This is a genomic window from Vibrio sp. S11_S32, assembly GCF_014694465.1.
Lineage (GTDB): Bacteria > Pseudomonadota > Gammaproteobacteria > Enterobacterales > Vibrionaceae > Vibrio > Vibrio algicola.
This window is the reverse complement of sequence record NZ_JAAUWS010000002.1, coordinates 158,625-175,209: the sequence shown is the minus strand read 5'-3', so window position 1 is coordinate 175,209 and position 16,585 is coordinate 158,625. Positions and strand designations below refer to the sequence as shown.

General features: G+C 42.7%; 12 protein-coding genes. 10 read left to right on the top strand and 2 right to left on the bottom strand.

Translation table 11 applies throughout. The features are described 5' to 3' along the window. The first annotated feature begins 1 nt into the window (after position 1). The 5 genes from HC723_RS02460 (at position 2) to HC723_RS02440 (ending at position 4,611) form a co-directional block, all read left to right on the top strand. Complete coding sequence (locus tag HC723_RS02460; protein ID WP_190338123.1) at positions 2-1,471, top strand: glutamate synthase subunit beta; 1,470 nt, start codon at positions 2-4, stop codon at positions 1,469-1,471. 229 nt (positions 1,472-1,700) lie between these two features. Beyond that, on the top strand, positions 1,701-2,081 hold the full coding sequence (locus HC723_RS02455; RefSeq protein ID WP_225874263.1) for a DUF1499 domain-containing protein: 381 nt from the start codon (positions 1,701-1,703) through the stop codon (positions 2,079-2,081). Positions 2,082-2,142: 61 nt separating this feature from the next. After that, positions 2,143-2,841 carry a 5'-methylthioadenosine/S-adenosylhomocysteine nucleosidase gene (mtnN, locus tag HC723_RS02450; RefSeq protein WP_190338119.1) on the top strand — a complete coding sequence of 233 codons (699 nt, stop codon included), beginning with the start codon at positions 2,143-2,145 and terminating at the stop codon, positions 2,839-2,841. 202 nt (positions 2,842-3,043) lie between these two features. Beyond that, complete coding sequence (gene btuF / locus HC723_RS02445) at positions 3,044-3,931, top strand: vitamin B12 ABC transporter substrate-binding protein BtuF (RefSeq protein ID WP_190338117.1); 888 nt, start codon at positions 3,044-3,046, stop codon at positions 3,929-3,931. A gap of 59 nt (positions 3,932-3,990) precedes the next feature. Continuing rightward, complete coding sequence (locus tag HC723_RS02440; protein WP_190338115.1) at positions 3,991-4,611, top strand: TRIC cation channel family protein; 621 nt, start codon at positions 3,991-3,993, stop codon at positions 4,609-4,611. A 213-nt stretch (positions 4,612-4,824) separates the two neighbouring features. Here the strand turns inward: HC723_RS02440 and tyrS are convergent, their stop codons facing one another. Further along, positions 4,825-6,012: a tyrosine--tRNA ligase gene (tyrS, locus tag HC723_RS02435; RefSeq protein WP_153447729.1), complete on the bottom strand. Its 1,188-nt coding sequence runs from the start codon at positions 6,010-6,012 to the stop codon at positions 4,825-4,827. Between the two features lie 123 nt (positions 6,013-6,135). Here tyrS and HC723_RS02430 point away from each other — a divergent pair, with 123 nt between their 5' ends. Then, entirely contained in the window at positions 6,136-7,428 is a 1,293-nt protein-coding gene (locus HC723_RS02430) for a peptidoglycan DD-metalloendopeptidase family protein (protein WP_190338113.1), read from the top strand. A gap of 115 nt (positions 7,429-7,543) precedes the next feature. On the opposite strand, the gene erpA is transcribed toward HC723_RS02430, so the two are convergent. Continuing rightward, entirely contained in the window at positions 7,544-7,885 is a 342-nt protein-coding gene (gene erpA, locus HC723_RS02425) for an iron-sulfur cluster insertion protein ErpA (RefSeq protein WP_153447730.1), read from the bottom strand. Positions 7,886-8,277: 392 nt separating this feature from the next. Between erpA and hemL the strand changes: the two genes are divergently transcribed. The 4 genes from hemL to HC723_RS02405 all read left to right on the top strand — a co-directional run bounded on the left by hemL (position 8,278) and on the right by HC723_RS02405 (position 16,091). After that, positions 8,278-9,573: a glutamate-1-semialdehyde 2,1-aminomutase gene (gene hemL / locus HC723_RS02420; protein WP_190338111.1), complete on the top strand. Its 1,296-nt coding sequence runs from the start codon at positions 8,278-8,280 to the stop codon at positions 9,571-9,573. 505 nt (positions 9,574-10,078) lie between these two features. After that, positions 10,079-11,164 (top strand): AI-2E family transporter, encoded by a 1,086-nt coding sequence (locus HC723_RS02415; protein ID WP_153447732.1) that lies wholly within the window; start codon positions 10,079-10,081, stop codon positions 11,162-11,164. Between the two features lie 164 nt (positions 11,165-11,328). Beyond that, positions 11,329-12,360, top strand: coding sequence for a 16S rRNA (guanine(1207)-N(2))-methyltransferase RsmC (gene rsmC / locus HC723_RS02410; protein WP_190338109.1), 1,032 nt, complete (start codon positions 11,329-11,331; stop codon positions 12,358-12,360). A gap of 338 nt (positions 12,361-12,698) precedes the next feature. Beyond that, entirely contained in the window at positions 12,699-16,091 is a 3,393-nt protein-coding gene (locus tag HC723_RS02405; RefSeq protein WP_190338107.1) for a response regulator, read from the top strand. The last annotated feature ends 494 nt before the right edge of the window (positions 16,092-16,585 follow it).

Sequence of the window (16,585 nt, the reverse complement as noted above, 5' to 3'; positions counted from 1 at the left end):
AATGGGTAAGCCTACTGGATTTTTAGAGCACGGTCGTGAACTACCTAAAAAGGTCGATCCGAGTGTTCGTATACAAGACAATAAAGAATTCGTACTCGACCAAGAGTTTGGTGAAAAAATTAACACTCAAGCGTCTCGTTGTATGGATTGTGGGGTGCCGTTTTGTCATAGCGGTTGCCCTATCGGCAATATCATTCCTGAATTTAACGATGCGGTTTATCGTGATAGTTGGGAAGAAGCATGGAATATCTTAAGCAGCACCAATAACTTCCCGGAGTTTACCGGTCGCGTCTGCCCTGCACCTTGTGAAACCGCTTGTGTGCTTGGGATTAACCAAGATCCAATCACGATTTGTAATATCGAGAAAAACATCGTTGAGCGCGCTTACCAAGAAGGCTATGCCAAGCCGCGTAAACCACGTTCACGTACCGGAAAAACCATTGCGATTGTCGGCTCTGGCCCTGCAGGACTGGCGGCAGCTGAGCAATTAAATGCGGCGGGTCACTCGGTTACCGTTTATGAACGTGACGAGAAAATCGGCGGCCTACTGCGCTTTGGTATTCCTGACTTCAAACTCAGCATGGACGTTATCGATCGTAAAATCGATTTGATGCGTGAAGCTGGGGTTAAGTTTGAAGTCAATGCGCATATCGGTGTCGATATTAACGCTCAGCAACTGCGTCAAGATTTTGATGTGCTCTTGCTCACAGGTGGCTCAACCGTTCCGCGTGATCTTCCGATCCCTGGACGTGAGTTTAAAGGGGTTCATTTTGCCATGGAATTCCTTGGCCAAAATAACCGCCGTGCCAATAATATGGATCTTAAAACGGAAGAAATTCACGCCAAAGATGCTCATGTGGTGGTGATTGGTGGTGGTGATACGGGCTCTGACTGTGTGGGGACTTCCAACCGTCATGGTGCAACCAGCATTACGCAAGTTGAGATCATGCCAATTCCACCAGGTGAGCGCCCAGCTAACCAACCTTGGCCACAATATCCAATGATCATGAAAACCACCTCTTCACATGAAGAAGGTTGTGAGCGTCATTGGAATATTCTGACCAAAGAGTTTATTGGTGATGAGCAAGGTAATGTGACCGGTTTACGTATCGCCGATATCGTATGGCAAGATGCGAAACCCGGTGAGCGCCCAGGCTTTGATGAAGTAGCAGGCTCTGAGCGAGTGATCCCATGTACCAAAGCTTTCTTGGCAATGGGCTTTCTACACCCAGAACCAACAGGCGTACTAGCACTGCTTGATATTAAATTGGATGATCGCGGTAATGTGGCCAGCCAAGATTATCAAACCAACCAAAAAGGTGTGTTTGCTGCCGGTGATATGCGTACTGGACAATCTTTAGTGGTGCGTTGTATCAACGAAGGTCGTGAGTGTTCTCGCGCTATCGACAGTTACTTAATGGGCAGTTCAAACCTTGAAGCTCGCGCCGATTCATTAATGAAATCTGCATAAGCTCATTGAATCTGAGTCACGCTTTAAGCCCTACATAGTTCACTGTGTAGGGCTTTATTTTTACGCTTTAAAAGGTAAATTTAGTCTAATACTATCAATCCATATTGGTTAGATTTTTAGATATAAATAATTCGATTAACATCACTATTTTCTTAGGGTTTATATGCACAAATTCATCTCATTCGCTATGGTTATACTATTAACCAGTTGCAGCAGCCAGAGTAAAATTATGGAATCTAATCAAACATCACCTCATGCGCCAATGCTATGCAGTTCAAAACCCAACTGTGTATCCACTCAAGAAACGCGCAAAGATTATCAAGTTGCGCCGTTTGTTTTGACTTCCAGCGATATTAGTCTAAGCCAAATCGAAACGGTGGCATTAAGCTTTCCTCGCACTGAAACGATAGAAAAAAACGATGATTATCTGCATTTAACTTTTACCAGTTTAGTGTTGCGCTTTACCGATGATGTAGAGATCGTTAAAGAGGGTATCCATTTACACATTCGCTCTAAGTCTCGTGTCGGGCATTCAGATTTTGGCGTCAATCGTGAGCGCCTACAAAAACTGCGCACCAAGTTACTCGAACAAAATCTGATCCAGCCTTAACCCTCGCATTTAATATGATACAATCGCGCCATTATTGACCTAGATTGAAGCAGAGAACATTATGAAAGTTGGCATTATTGGCGCAATGGAACAAGAAGTTGCGATCCTAAAAGACGCATTAAGCAATAGCGAATCACAAACCAAAGGTGGCTGTACTTTTTACACCGGTAGCATCAATGGTGTCGATGTTGTGTTGCTGCAATCAGGAATAGGTAAAGTGGCAGCCAGTGTTGGTACTGCGCTACTAATTGAATGCTTCCAACCGGATGTGGTGATTAATACCGGTTCTGCTGGTGGTTTTGATTCAAGCTTAAATCTTGGTGATGTGGTGATTTCGTCTGAAGTTCGTCATCACGATGCTGATGTTACCGCTTTTGGTTATGAAATTGGTCAAATGGCGCAACAACCTGCCGCTTTTATTGCCGATGAAAAACTGATCCAACTGACCGAACAAGCACTGGCAACCATGAACGATACTTACGCAGTTCGCGGTCTTATTTGTACTGGTGATGTATTTGCCTGTACCCCTGAAAAACAAGCCTTTATTCGCCAACACTTCCCAACTGCGGTTGCGGTTGAAATGGAAGCGGCAGCGATTGCTCAAACCTGTCATCAATTTGCCAAGCCATTTGTGGTCGTGCGTGCAATCTCAGATGTAGCCGATAAAGAATCACCAATGAGCTTTGATGAATTTTTACCATTAGCGGCCAAGAGTTCTTCGGCGATGGTGATGGCAATGTTGACGCTTATTAAAGCTTAATATTTATCCTATTCACGCGATAAGCTAAGCTATCAATTTGAACATATCGAAAAGACGCGGCCCCATCTATGGGTGCTTGAAAAAGACCACCTATAGTCTTTAACACTTTCTCTATGCTCAATATTGATAGCTGATGCGGCAATATTGTTCGTGAAAAAGGCTTTTACAGAAATTTCATCACTGACACGCAATGGATCCTGACATGTCGGCACTACGCTCTTTTTACCTCTTTCTTATTCTGCTATTGATCTCAGCAAGCTGTATCGCAAATAGCAGTACGGCAAATAGCAGTATCGCTAATACGCCTGCACACCCAGTAGCGAAAAGAGTGATCACGCTAACCCCTCATGCCACCGAGTTGGCGTTTTCTGCCGGTTTAGGCGATAGCTTAGTTGGTGTCAGTGAAAGCAGCGATTACCCTCCTCAAGCATTAAAACTGGAAAGAGTATCTAATTATCAAGGCATTAAATTAGAGCGTATTATTGCGCTTAAGCCTGATTTAGTCATCGCTTGGTCGAAAAACTCTAGCCCACGCGAAGTTGAAAAACTCAAACAATTTGGTATTCCGGTTTACTACTCCTCCATCAATACCCTTGATGATATTGCCGATAGCTTAGAAGATCTAAGCCGATGGGCACCTGATCCCACTATTGGCCAGCAACAGGCGCAGCTTTTTCGCCAGCAACTCACCGCAATTAGAACCGAAAACAAAAATAAAGCGCGAGTAAATTACTTCTTCCAAATGGGTGACTCACCGATCATCACCATGTCCGATCCTTACTGGCCGAGCGCTATTTTTGATATTTGCCATGGTCACAATATCTTTGCCAACAGTTCCGCCCCCTATCCTCAAGTGGGTCGTGAACAAGTGATCAATGCCAAACCACAGGTTATTTTCACCTCTAATCAACAAAACATTACGACCAAATTGTGGCAAGACTGGCCGCAAATCCCCGCCGTTAAGCATCAGTTTATTTGGACATTAAACCCCGATTGGTTAAATCGCCCTACTATGCGTAGCTTGAAAGCAATTAAGCAAGTGTGTGATGATTTTGATCAAGCTCGCCACTCGAATAAGGTTTTGCATTAAGGCCGAACCACAGTAGAATCTGCCGCAATATTGTTAACCCAATCGCAGACCTTATTACCATGGATATATCTTTACTTTATTTTTTCGATTTATTTGGCACCGCCATTTTTGCCATTTCCGGCGTATTACTCGCTGGACGATTAAAAATGGACCCTTTTGGAGTGGTGGTATTAGCAGCAGTAACCGCCATTGGTGGTGGTTCGATCCGCGATATGATGCTGGGTGCGACACCGATTTTTTGGATCATTGATAATAATTACTTGTGGGTTATCTTACTTACCTGTTTAACCACTCTCATTTTGGTAAGACGCCCAACAAAACTGCCTTGGTATATACTTCCCGTTTGTGATGCCATTGGTCTGGCGGTGTTTGTCGGCATTGGGGTTGAGAAATCATTACGCTTGCAAGATTCAATGATGATCGCAGTTTTAATGGGGGTATTAACCGGTTGTGGCGGTGGGATCATTCGCGATATTTTAGCGCGTGAAATTCCGATGGTATTGCGTAGCGAGATCTATGCGGTGGCCTGTATTGCCGGCGGTATTGTTCATACCTGTGCGTTGTATTTTGGCATTGATAGTTCCCCAGCCTTTCTACTCGGCGTGGTGGTGACATTGAGCATTCGTTTAGCGGCGATTCGTTGGCATTTATCGCTGCCGACTTTTCAGCTAAAAGGTTAGTGATAGGCTCAAGTCTCTAACATAATTAAAATCTAACATAATTAAATAAAGCAAAAAGCGAGATCCCAGATAATTCGTGCCTCATTTCTGGGATGACGAGCAAAAAGTTCGTCATTCCATGCGTGAGCCTAGGCGAATAGACAGGGAATCTCGCTTTTATTGATAACAAGCATAACGAGTCGCTAGAATTTAGTCGCTCGTTAGCTTATTCAATTACTTAATCGTAATACGGGCAAACTTACGCTTACCTACTTGGTATACCGCCGTACCAACTTCCGGTACCAGCTTAGTATCTTCAATCTTATTACCATCTAATTTTGCTGCGCCTTGACGGATCATACGCATTGCATCTGAAGTAGAACCCACTAGGCTCGCTTCTTTTAATAGATTAGCAATCGCAATACCGGCTTCAAATTCAAATTCTGGCATTTCGTCAGGCATCGCACCTTTTTGGAAACGGTTAATGAATTCTTGCTCAGCGGCATCGGCGTCGGCTTGAGTATGGAAACGTGCAATGATTTCTTTGGCTAAAAGAATCTTAACATCGCGTGGGTTTTTACCCGCTTCAACATCGGCTTTAAATTGGGCGATTTCGTCTAATGGACGGAATGAAAGCAACTCGTAGTAGCTCCACATCAACACATCCGAGATCGACATGATCTTACCAAACATCTCACTTGGCGCTTCACTAACACCAATGTAGTTATGAGAAGATTTAGACATTTTCTTCTCACCGTCTAAACCCACCAGCAAAGGCATCATTAGTACAACTTGAGGTTTTTGTCCGTGCGCTTTTTGCAATTCACGACCCATTAACAAGTTGAATTTTTGATCCGCCCCGCCTAATTCCACATCGGTTTCCATCGCAACTGAATCGTAGCCTTGCAATAAAGGATACATAAATTCGTGGATAGCGATTGGTTGATTACCAGCATAACGCTTTTTAAAATCATCACGTTCAAGCATGCGAGCTACAGTCTGGTTGGAGGCTAAACGGATCATACCGGCTGCGCCTAATTCATTTAACCATTCAGAGTTAAATTGAATTTTGGTTTTGGCTGGATCAAGAATTTTAAACACTTGCTGCTTGTACGTTTCGGCATTGGCCAATACATCTTCACGGGTTAATGGTGGACGAGTGGTGTTTTTGCCACTTGGATCGCCAACCATACCGGTAAAATCACCAATCAAAAACGTCACATCATGACCCAATTCTTGGAATGCGCGTAATTTATTAAGGATAACCGTATGACCTAAATGGATATCAGGTGCAGTTGGATCGGCGCCTAATTTAATACGTAAAGGGCGGTTAAGTTTTAATTTCTCAATCAATTCAGCTTCAGGGATCAATTCTTCGACACCGCGCTTAATCTCTGCCAGTGCTGCTTCAATACTCGCCATTTAGATTTACTCCGAAAATTAGGCATAAAAAGTGTATCAAGACATGATACTCAATAGCGCCCTTTTTGGAAACCAGTTAGACTGACTCATCTTATTTTTATCACTATATTTATATCAATCTCAATGAACATACGCACCCAATCATCCCGACTGCCAAAATTACATAAAATCTTGATCGCCTCTATTGTGGTGTTCATTACTCTGGCGGTATTGATTTTACCGGATATGGACGATCTCACTCAGCATCAACCCAAGTTTAAAATCGGGAAATCTTACCCGCTAGAGATCCCAACCGAAGCATTAAGCTCCACTCCTATTGAAAAAAATTGGCTCCATTGGCAACCTTATACGGTGCAATCGGGTGAAAGTGCTTCGTTATTATTTAGTCGTATCGGACTTTCGGCCAAATTGCTGCATCAATTAATTACCAGCGATGCTGAGATTGAAAAGCAACTGTCACGTTTGCGCCCAGGTGATACGCTTAATTTTGGTTTTGACCAAAGCAATCAATTAGTTGAACTAGTTCGCCCTCTCTCCGCTCATCAATCTTTTCGGGTTTATAAACAAGGCGATAGTTTTATTGCCAAGGTCGAAAATAAAGATATCGATGTTCAATACAATTATACCGAAGCCACCATCAGTTCTAATTTTTGGAATGCAGCCGTAAGCTCAGGGTTATCAGCCAATCAAATTATGGCATTAGCCGGGATTTTTGGTTGGGATATTGATTTTGCGTTGGATTTACGCGCAGGCGATCACTTTGAAGTCTTGTACGAAGATCGCTTTGTCGAAGGGCGCAATATTGGCCAAGGTAATATTATTGCGGCGGTGTTCACTAACCAAGGTTCGACCTTTAAAGCCATTTATAACCCTGAAGATGGTAATTACTATGATGATCAGGGCCGTGCGATGAAAAAGGCCTTTTTACGCTCACCGATTGATTTTCGTCGTGTCAGCTCAAATTTTAACCCTACTCGTCGTCATCCAGTAACCGGACAAGTCGTCGCACACCGTGGCACCGATTATGCTGCGCCCGTTGGCACCCCCATCTGGGCGGCTGGTGATGGTATCGTGGCAAAATCAGGTTATAACCAATTTAATGGCAACTATGTGTTTATCCGCCATAGTAATACTTACATTACCAAATATTTGCACATGAAGAAGCGTTCGGTAAAAACCGGTCAACGAGTTAAACAAGGTGATACTGTCGGCACACTAGGCGGCACAGGGCGAGTGACAGGCCCTCATCTGCATTATGAATTCTTAGTTCATGGGGTACATAAAAACCCAAGAACAGTCAATTTACCGCAATCTAAATCATTGACGGATAAAAAGAAAAATGACTTCATCAAACTGGCGAAACAAAATTTAGAGCAGCTCAAGCGCTATAACCATTTGTTGATCGCGAAAAAGTAACCTCCATTCAAAAAATTAAAATATCGATCAAAGTTGATAATTGAGCCCCATAAAAAATGCCTATCTTAAATAAGATAGGCATTTTTAACATCATCAATAATTGATTTAATTAACGTTACACGCTAAATGAAGCACCACAGCCACAGGTTGTCGTAGCATTAGGGTTATTGACGAAGAAACGAGAACCTTCAAGGCCTTCGGTATAATCAACTACACCACCAAGTAAATATTGTAAGCTCATAGGGTCAACCACTAAGGTCACACCTTGTTTGATAATGGTGGTATCGCCTTCGTTTACCTTCTCATCGAAAGTAAAGCCGTATTGAAAACCACTGCAACCACCACCGGTGATATAAACACGTAATTTTAATTCTGGATTTTCTTCTTCCTCAATCAAGATTTTTACTCGCGCCGCAGCGGTTTCAGAAAAAGATAAAGGTAGTTGCTCATCGCTCATGACAGCCTCTCACATTAGCGTAAATACCAAACCCATTCACTTAATCAGGCTTAGCGTAAGATACAACTGCATTAAGAATGTCTTACCATCTATGTTATGCAATCAAACTTGAATTGTAGTGATTATCTAATACCTGACCTTATCGTTCAAGTATTGATCTTGTTTTGACAAAATAAAGTGCCTCTGATTTAACACCATTGGCGCGGCTTTAACAAATTTTAACGTCTAAATCAGTGCAATATCTACCATCTTAGTTATACAATGCTCAGGTATTCCAGTCATGCCTAAATCAACAAGCATGCTAAATGAATAGCGGTGTTGTACTTTCCGCATAAGACTTCTGGCTGCGACAAGAAGCGCGTAGCGACTAAGAGAAAAATAAAGGAAACCCCATGAGCAAATCTTCTGAACTGTACCAACAAGCACAGCAGACTATTCCCGGTGGTGTCAATTCACCTGTACGTGCATTTAATGGTGTCGGTGGCACCCCTCTTTTCATCAAACGTGCAGATGGTCCATTAATCTTTGATGCCGATGGTAAAGCTTATATTGATTATGTGGGTTCTTGGGGACCGATGATTTTAGGCCATAACAATACTGCTGTTCGTAACGCGGTGATTAAAGCGGCAGAACGAGGTCTTAGTTTTGGCGCGCCAACTGAATCTGAAATCAAAATGGCTGAAAAAGTCTCTGAGTTAGTGCCATCAATGGAACAACTGCGCATGGTGAATTCAGGCACTGAAGCGACCATGAGTGCCATTCGTTTAGCGCGTGGTTTTACCGGTCGCGATAAGATCCTTAAATTTGAAGGTTGTTACCACGGCCACGCTGATAGCTTATTAGTTAAAGCCGGTTCTGGTGCATTAACCTTAGGCCAACCAAGCTCTCCTGGCGTACCCGCTGATTTTGCTAAATACACATTAACCGCCACCTTTAATGATTTAACCTCAGTGCAAGAGTTGTTTGATGCTAACCAAGGTGAGATTGCTTGTATTATTGTGGAGCCTGTAGCGGGCAACATGAACTGCATTCCTCCGGTTGAAGGTTTTCTTGAAGGCTTACGTGAGATTTGTGATGCATCCGGCGCATTGCTGATTTTTGATGAAGTGATGACAGGTTTTCGGGTGGCCCAAGGTGGCGCACAAGCGTACTACGACATCAAGCCAGACTTAACCACACTGGGTAAGGTGATTGGTGGCGGCATGCCAGTCGGCGCATTTGGTGGTCGTCGCGATGTAATGCAATTTGTTGCCCCTACCGGTCCGGTTTACCAAGCAGGTACACTCTCTGGTAACCCTATCGCGATGGCGGCAGGTCTAGCTTGTTTGAACGAATTAGAAGGTGAAGAAAACGAAGCGCGCCTAGCTAAACACACTAAACGATTGGCTAAAGGGCTAAAAAAATCCGCTGCAGAGCACGGCATTCCAATGGCGATTAACTATGTAGGTGGTATGTTCGGTTTCTTCTTTACTGAGCAAAAAACCGTTACTTGCTATGAAGACGTGACTAAATGTGACACAGAACGCTTTAAGCGCTTCTTCCACTTAATGCTTGAGCATGGTGTTAACTTAGCACCATCAGCATTTGAGGCCAGCTTTATGTCACTTGCTCACTCACCTCGTGAGATAGAAGCAACCCTTGAAGCCGCTGATCGTTGTTTTGCAATCATGGCCACAGAGTCTAAATAATATTTTAGAGGGAATTATTTACCCCCAACATCACTCAGCCCCATGAGCATTCTTTTATAAACAGAAGGCTCATCTAAGTGATTGGGGTGAGTGAACGTAGCCAACAAAGCTGTAGCTTCAAGTACGAAGATGCTATTTATACCCAAAGTAATTGAGGTTACAGTGAGGCGGCAAGATCGCTTAGCCCCATGAGTTTAGCTTGCCTAAATGATTGGGGTGAGTGAACGTAGCCAACAAAGCTGTAGCTTCAAGTACGAAGGGTATAATTATTGCCAATTAATAATAACGAGCAATACCACAACCGCAACTAAAACACTGAACCATGGAATAGGCTTTCTGCGCTTGTTACTCGCACAACCTTCTTTTTTACCACAACATGCCATATTGCCTCCAAATGCGATTAAACATTAATTGATAACGATTAGCTTTACCATCATTATATACGCTTATATTCTACTCATTTCAAGAAGCCATAGCTTCAATATGACCTTAACAAGGACGACACATGACTAACAGGTTTCGAATGGGCCCCACACATTGGGTATTAATTGTGGCATTACTGTTTGCTGCCTATGCTTGTTTTTTATTGATATCCCCTTATCTCAACTCAATTGTGATGGCATTTATCATTTCACTGCTTATTTACCCATTACATGAGAAGCTTGAAAACCGTTGGTCAAGTTGCCCTAATAGCATTGCTTTTATCTCTTGTTTACTGCTCACTTTTATTATTGTTATTCCATTATTAGCCGTATTCGCCGCCATTATTCAGCAAGGAGCGCACTTCTCCCAAACCGTTTATGCCTGGGCCAGTGATGGCGGTATTCAAGAGCTACTTAGCCATCCTTATATCGCTAAAGCACTGCACATTGCCAATCAATACTTACCGTTCGATAACCTCGACCCACAACAAATAGCCCAACGAGCAGCACGCTTTATCTCGCAATTTGGATCAGTTTTGGTCTCATTTAGTGCCAAAATTTTAGGCGATGCGACTGGATTTCTCGCTAATTTCTTTTTAATGTTATTTGTGTTGTTCTTCTTGTTACGCGACCGCGATAAGCTGGTTAATGGCATGCGTCATATCCTACCGCTCTCTCGTAGCCAAGAAGACCGCTTACTCACTGAAGTTGAGCAGGTATCTAAATCAGCAGTGCTTGGTTCCTTTTTAACCGCGATTGCTCAAGCGATTGCTGGTGGTTTTTCCTTGTGGTTGGTTGGGTTACCCGGATTGTTCTGGGGAACCATGATTGGTGCAGCTTCGTTTATTCCAGTGGTAGGAACCGCATTAATTTGGGTACCCGCTGCGGCGTACTTATTCTTAACTGGTGATATTGGTTGGGGGATTTTCTTGGTTATATGGGGGGTCACCATCATTGGATCAATTGATAACATCATTCGTCCTCTGCTAATGCAAGGCAGCGCAGGCATGGATACTTTATTGATCTTCTTCTCTTTATTAGGCGGTATTCAATTATTCGGTTTAATCGGTTTAATTTATGGCCCATTGATTTTTGCTATCACTATGGTGCTATTTAAAATGTATGAAGAAGAATTCAAACATTTCCTCAATATGCAAGATAATAACTAAATATTACCCGATTGACGTATTGTAACCGCCTAATAAATCGCGGCTGCAATACGTCACTACTTCAACCACTTGCCGGTTAAATCCGCTGGTAACTCGTAAGATGATTGGTATCAAGGCCATATTATGCGAAAATCTGCTCATTGTTCACTGAGAGTTTCCCATCCATGTCTAGCTATACCGCTCCAAGTCAAATCGCTCAACGTAACATTGAGTACTTTTCAGATAAACGCGTCTTAATCGCCGGTGAAGCCGAAGATCTGTTTTGTCTTGAATTAGCCAAACACTGTCAGTCGGTAGCCGTTTTTACCACTCACTATGGCTATCATCAGCAATTTAAGCAGCATGAGCAGATTCAATCCTATTTTGGCGCGCACCTGACCGACACTATCGATGCGGATATGTTGCTGCTATATTGGCCAAAAGCTAAGGCAGAGGCCCAATATTTACTCGCTATGTTGATGGCAAAAATAGGGCCGAATACTGAAATCTGCGTAGTGGGCGAAAACCGCTCAGGAGTAAAGAGTATTGAGAAAATGTTTACTCAATATGGCACGGTTAAGAAATACGATTCCGCTCGTCGTTGTTCTTTTTATTGGGGTCAATCTCATACCCAAGCGCCTGCTTTTGATTTAAATGAATGGTATAAAACTTACCCGCTAATCATTGGTAATGACACTCTGCAAATAAAAAGTCTGCCTGGGGTATTTAGTCATGGCGAATTTGATAAAGGTACCGAGCTACTGCTTGAAACCCTACCAAGGCTGAAAGGAAAAGTGCTTGATTTTGGTTGTGGCGCTGGCGTGATTGGCTGTGTGCTTGCCACTCGTTACCCTAAGGCCAACGTAGCGATGTGCGATATCAGCGCTCTTGCGATTGAATCAAGCAAAGCAACTTTAGCCATTAATGGTTTAGACGGTGAGGTTTTTGCCTCAGATATTTATTCCGATGTGGGTAAAAGTTATGATTTTTTAATCAGTAATCCACCGTTTCATTCTGGTTTAGATACCCAATACAGCGCGGCTGAAACCTTGTTATCGCAAGCACCACAGCATCTCTCTGCCCGAGGGCAAATGTTTATCGTCGCCAATAGTTTTTTAAAATACCAACCGATTATTGAGCAAGCATTTGGTCATTGTATTGTGGCGGCTAAAAATACTAAATTTGCTATTTACCACGCCAATAAAACTCAGCACTAATCTTTGTGGATCTTGAATTTTTTCTATTTTCAAGATCCATTATTTCCTGCCAATATTGCCCTTATCAATCTGCGATCTCGTTTACTTTATTCCCTCTGCCAAGATTTATTCACAAAACAGATGGGTTAGAATTTTTAATATAAGCAACGATATATTGAAACTTTAAAACTCACAATACTGGTTCTCGATCACCTTTTTTTATATCAAAAATAAAGTTATCTTCCCTATCGACAAATAACGTAGTAAAAAGGCTTTGCTTAATCGTTTGCCTAAAAAGTTAAAAGATGAGTACTTTCTTCATTTCGGCCACCCTTTATTTCAATAGCAAGTAGTCACTTATGTTTAAATCAAAAAAATCCAATAAATTCCAAAGGCTTCAGCACACCTTGATGGTGGCGTTTCTGGTGCTAAGTATTACGCCTTTTACTATTATTGCGGTTTTTTTCTTACACTCTCACACCCAAGATTTGCAAGAACAAAGTACCTCTTATTTGCTCTCCGTTCGTGATACTAAAAAGCAACAGGTTAATAGTTATCTCAAAGCGAAAGAATCGGAAGTGATGGGGGTGGTTCGCTCTGAATTAGCCTATTCAAGTGGCGGACGTTTTTATGGCTTAATCAACGGTTTCACCATGCTCGGTGACAATATAGAGCAAGCTAGAAAAAATGCTCAACAACGTTATATTTTAGGTTCAGGCAATAAAATCAAAACTGCGGTCCTCCCAGAGTCGCCTAATTTTATCGGCAGCGAGCGCTATCGTCTGCTGCATAAACGCTACCATTGGGCATTTGTCGAACTGCTTAAACGCTCTGATTTCAGCGATATATTATTAGTTGATCGCAATGGTAACGTAGCTTACTCAGTCAAAAAAGACGCGGATTATGGCACCAACTTATTAAGCGGCCCTTATCAAAAAACTCCGCTCGGCCAAACTTTCGCTAAGTTAAGAAATACCGTCAAAGCCTCACGTAAAAATAATGAAGATTACACCCCCGTTATTTTCTCTGATTTTAATAAAGACAAATCCAAGCAAACTTTGTGGTTAGGGGCGCCTATCATTCAGCAAGGGTACTTACACAGTTATGCAATGTTTAAACTGCCCAATACAGCTTTATCAAATATGATCAACGCGCATAGTAAAAAAGAATCGTTAACCAAATTATTAGTCGGCCAGCATAAACATTCAAAAGTACTCGATTTATCTCAAAAAAGTATCGATGCCAGTAGCTTGGTTATCGATAAAGCATTAGCCGGTCATTCTGCGGTTGAATCATTTACCGATACCAATGGTGAAAAACTTCTAGCCGCTTACACCCCTATTCATATAAAAGATAAAACTTGGGCGCTAGTAGTTCAATTACCTGAAAAACAAGCTTATGCCCGAGTTCACCAATTAAAAAATATCTTCGCAATTGTGATGGTAATAGGCATTATTTTAGTGGTGGTGTGCTCTCATTATTTATCTAACTTTATTACCGCACCATTATTAAAACTTGCGTGGGCAGCAGAGCGAGTGTCCGCCGGCGATCTCGATCAAGAGCTTGAAGTATTAAAACGCAAAGATGAAATTGGCCGCTTATCGGTTAGTTTTATCCGTATGCAACGCTCGATCAGAGAAAAGATCTTATTGATCGGCGATCAAAATAAAATTCTCGAAAATAATATTCAAACCATCAAGCAAAAAAATGATGATTTGGAACTGGCCAATAAGCTGAAAGATGAGTTTTTGGCCACGACTTCTCATGAATTAAGAACCCCATTGCACGGTATGGTCGGCATTGCGGAATCGTTGATCTCTGGTGCGAATGGCCCATTGCCAGCCAATCAAAGGCATCAACTCGATATTATTATTAATAGCGGTCAACGCCTAACCACTTTGGTCGATGACCTACTCGACTACCATAAAATGCGTTATGGCAATTTAGACATTCAAACCACTACAGTGGACGTTGCGTCGGCCACTCGCTTAGTATTGGAATTATCTCAACATCTACTTGGCAGTAAACCGATCCGCATTATTAACCAAATTCCATTAGAGCTGCCGTTAATCGCCGCCGATGCTCAACGCTTAGAGCAAGTGCTGTATAACTTAATTGGTAATGCGATCAAATACACCTGTGAAGGCAAGATCATTATCTCGGCCACGGTGCTAGATAATAATATTCGCATGCAAGTGGTGGATACCGGCCAAGGGATCCCCGCCGATCAACTTGACCACATCTTCGAGCCGCTTATCCAAGCTGGACAAGATTCGAGTCGTTATCGTCAAGGGGCAGGTTTAGGCTTGTCAATTAGTCGCCAATTAATTGAACTGATGGGGGGATCGCTGTATGTCAGTAGTCAGCCGCTGGTCGGGACCACGTTTAGCTTCTCATTACCAATAGCCAGTGAGCAACAAATCGCTGAGCATAAATACCAAGCGCCAAATGAGCATTTTCAAGCTCCAGAAAGTAATGCCCCGCTCACTGATCTTGATTCCTCATCATTGCCAGTAAATAGCGATGGTCCATTATTGGTGGTAGCTGATGATGAACCGGTGAACTTACGCATTTTAGACAGTTTCTTACGTTTAGAAGGCTACCGAGTGAAAACCGCAGCCGATGGTTTAAGTGCGCTGCAATTAATTGAGAAAGAGAAACCAGAATTAGCCTTACTGGATGTAATGATGCCAGGTATGAGTGGTTATGAAGCCTGTGAAGAAATCCGCCAACAATATGATCATGGTGAACTGCCGGTTATCTTACTGACAGCACTAAGCCAAAGCAAAGATCGGGTACGAGGCTTTGAAGCGGGGGCGAACGACTACTTAACTAAACCATTTAATAAACAAGAACTGGCGGCGCGGATTAAAGCTCACTTAACCGCCAGTAAGGCCGAACAACGCCGGATAGAAAATAGCAAATTACAACAAGAGCTACGCATTAGAGAACAAGTTGAAGCCAGCCTACTGGAAACTCAAGGTCGCTTATTAGAGCAATTAGAGTCGGCGCCAGAAGCGATTGTTTGCGTGCGTGAAGATGGTCGAATTCGTTTTGCCAATGATTCGGCGGCTAAATTATTTAAGCGCAGCCCCGAGCAACTCAAGCGCTCTACCGCCGATGAGATTATCGCACCGAAATACCTGAATTTAACCCAAGAGCATTTTTGTGGCGATGTGGATATTTTCATTGAAGATAAGCGAGTGCACATCCAAAGTGACGTGTTAACGCTACCGCAAGCTTCAGGCCTACAATCTATGTATATCTTTAATATTGGCGGCGGCGTTAATGCGCAGCGAATTGATAACTTAGAAACCGCCATCGAAGCACTGTCGAGTTATGCGTTTGAAGGCGATAAAAACAAACTACAGCAACTTAAAGAGCTGGGCGGTGAATTTACTCGCTTAGCCGATAAAGTGTCGCATAAGAGCGAAGATAAACAGCAAATTATGCGTGATATTTTAGTCGATACAATGACTACCGCGCTCGATTATTGGGAATCGGCAACGGGCCAAACTAAATACACCTTAGCCGAGGAAAGTGGCTTGTGGCGCGTCTATCTCGACCGTAGCACCCTACAAACCCGCACCTTAGATAAATATCTACGGATTGAAACCCTGCCTAAAACACCACGTTGGCGCACCGTACTCAATACCATTGATTACATCCTAGAACACAGCAACGCCAATACCCCACAGCGCCAGCATTTGATTGAGTGTCGTGAAAAGCTGCAACTATTGTTGGTAAGTTAAACTATATTGATGAGTTCAGCAATCTTGCTAAGTTAGAACCATGTTGATGAGTTAAGTAAGATAGCGATTGTAATAATAATCACGCCGTTAAGATCTGAGCATCTTAACGGCATTTTTTTGTTCACTGCAGGAAGCAATACCAATTCCATTTAATATTTGATCAGTTTGAATACACCAAAAAGACGCGGATCTGTCCTTGGCCGCTTGAGAAAAGGTCATCATGGCCTTTGACACACTTCTCTGCACTCAATGTTGAACGATCATGACATTGATGGAATGGGTATAACTTCGATAACCCTGCTTTGCTGCGGCCTTTTTACCACCTTTTTTGGCGGTTGAAAAAAGGTGGGGCGCCTAAGGCTGTACGATCAACTCACCATTATAGACAAGATAAGCACCACACTAACAAGCTAACAAAACCGCACCAATACTTATTTTACACTAATAAATAACAGCCAGTACCGACTGATAAACAGTAACAAAAAAGCGCTAAT